This is a genomic window from Leisingera sp. F5, from assembly GCF_001593695.1.
This window is the reverse complement of the sequence record NZ_LUKH01000768.1, coordinates 1-1,701: the sequence shown is the minus strand read 5'-3', so window position 1 is coordinate 1,701 and position 1,701 is coordinate 1. Positions and strand designations below refer to the sequence as shown.

Here is a 1,701-nt window from a genome sequence, read left to right as displayed (position 1 = left end):
GGCCTTGAGTGTGGACGGCACCGAGAAGTTGTAGATCGGCGTGCCGATCACGATGGTATCGGCCTGTTTCAGTTCCTCCACCAGCGAGTCGGAAAGGGCCAGCAGCTGCTTTTGTTCATCGCTGCGCTGGTCTGCCGGGGTGAAGTTGGCCCCGATCCAGGCGCCGTCCAGCAGCGGCAGCGGCGCAGCCAGATCGCGGCGGATCACATCGGAAGCGCCAAGGCGGCCGGTGATCTGCGCCGAAAGATCGCGGGAAACGGAGCCGTCGGTGCGGGCGGAGGAGTCGATATGAAGGATGGTACGGGTCATTACAGTATTCCTGTGCTTGTTGCTGACAGGAATTTGGGTTATTGCATTTTCGAACGCAACGCTGCTTCAATCACATGAATTGTGCGTTTTTGCAAAAAAAGCGCTATTCCGCCGGCAAGGAGGCCGCCATGGATAATTGGGACGAAGTCCGCACCGCCTATCAAGTGGCCCGCATGGGCACGGTCAGCGGTGCCGCCGAGGTGCTGGGCGTGCATCACGCGACGGTGATCCGGCATATCGATGCGATCGAGGCGCGGCTGGGCGTTAAGCTTTTTCAGCGTCATGCCCGCGGCTATACCCCGACGGAATCCGGTCAGGACTTGCTGCGGGTGGCGCAGGCGACCGATGACCAGTTCAGCCAGCTGGTCGGGCGGCTGAAAGGGCAGGGCGACGATGTGTCGGGCGAGCTGGTTGTGACCTCGCTGGCGTCCTTTGCACCGATGATGGTGCCGGCGTTGAAGCTGTTTCAGGATATGCATCCGGGGCTGATTATCCGTTACCTGACCGGTGACCGGCTGTTCCGGCTGGAATACGGCGAGGCGCATGTGGCGATCCGCGCAGGCAATGCACCGGATCAGCCCGACAATGTGGTGCAGCCTTTCATGAAACAGCAGATCGGTCTCTATGCTTCCAAGGCTTATGCCGAAGAATACGGAATGCTGAAGGGTGTCGAGGATATTCCCAATCACCGGTTTGTCGGTCAGGACGATGAGAGCAGCAGGGCGCCGTTTTCGCGCTGGTTGCGGGCCAATGCGCCGGCTGAGGCCATCGCCTTTCGCTGTACCGATGGCTTTACCCTGAAGTCGGCGGTCCGCAGCGGTGCCGGGATTGGCTTTATGGCGGCCTGGGAGGCGCGGCGGCAACCGGATCTGGTGGAGATGATGCCACCGCAGGAAGACTGGGAAGGCGCATTGTGGCTGGTGACCCATGTGGATCTGCACCGGACCACTAAGGTGCAGGCGTTCCTGACGTTCCTTAAGGAGCAGGTAAAGGACTGGCAGCTGTGAGCGAGGCACTGCGCGGGCATCTGGCGATGCTGTTGTTTTCGGCATTGGTGGCGGGGTCTTTCTCGCTGGGTGTCATGGTCGCCAACGAGATTGCACCAGCGGCCTTGAATGCGGCGCGGTTTGGTATTGCCGCTGTGGTGATCGGTGTCGCGGCGCTGGCCACCACCGGGCTGCAGCGGGTGCATTTCCGCGCGCCCTGGCGGTTTGCAGTGCTGGGCGGGCTGTTCGGCGGCTATTTTGTGCTGATGTTCTACGGGCTGCAGACAGCGGCGCCGGTCAGTGCCGCGGCGGTGTTCACGCTGGTGCCGGTGATGAGCGCCGTGTTTGGCTGGCTGCTGCTGCGGCAGATCACTACCGGCTGGATGGCACTGGCGCTGGCGATTGG

General features: G+C 61.9%; 3 protein-coding genes. 2 read left to right on the top strand and 1 reads right to left on the bottom strand.

Annotated features, from left to right (window positions below; translation table 11 throughout):
- The coding region (locus A2I95_RS35735) for an NAD(P)H-dependent oxidoreductase (protein ID WP_291737283.1) at positions 1–309 on the bottom strand (309 nt) is incomplete at its 3' end.
- 128 nt (positions 310–437) lie between these two features.
- Between A2I95_RS35735 and A2I95_RS35730 the strand changes: the two genes are divergently transcribed.
- The gene (locus tag A2I95_RS35730; protein ID WP_237455866.1) at positions 438–1,316 is read left to right on the top strand and encodes a LysR family transcriptional regulator; all 879 of its coding nucleotides are present in this window, start codon (positions 438–440) and stop codon (positions 1,314–1,316) included.
- The coding region (locus A2I95_RS35725; protein WP_291737282.1) for a DMT family transporter at positions 1,313–1,701 on the top strand (389 nt) is incomplete at its 3' end. The genes A2I95_RS35730 and A2I95_RS35725, both read left to right, overlap by 4 nt.

Coding starts and splice junctions, on each gene's coding strand:
- A2I95_RS35730 (WP_237455866.1), top strand. CDS start 438: ATGGATAATTGGGACGAAGTCCGCACCGCCTATCAAGTGGCCCGCATG.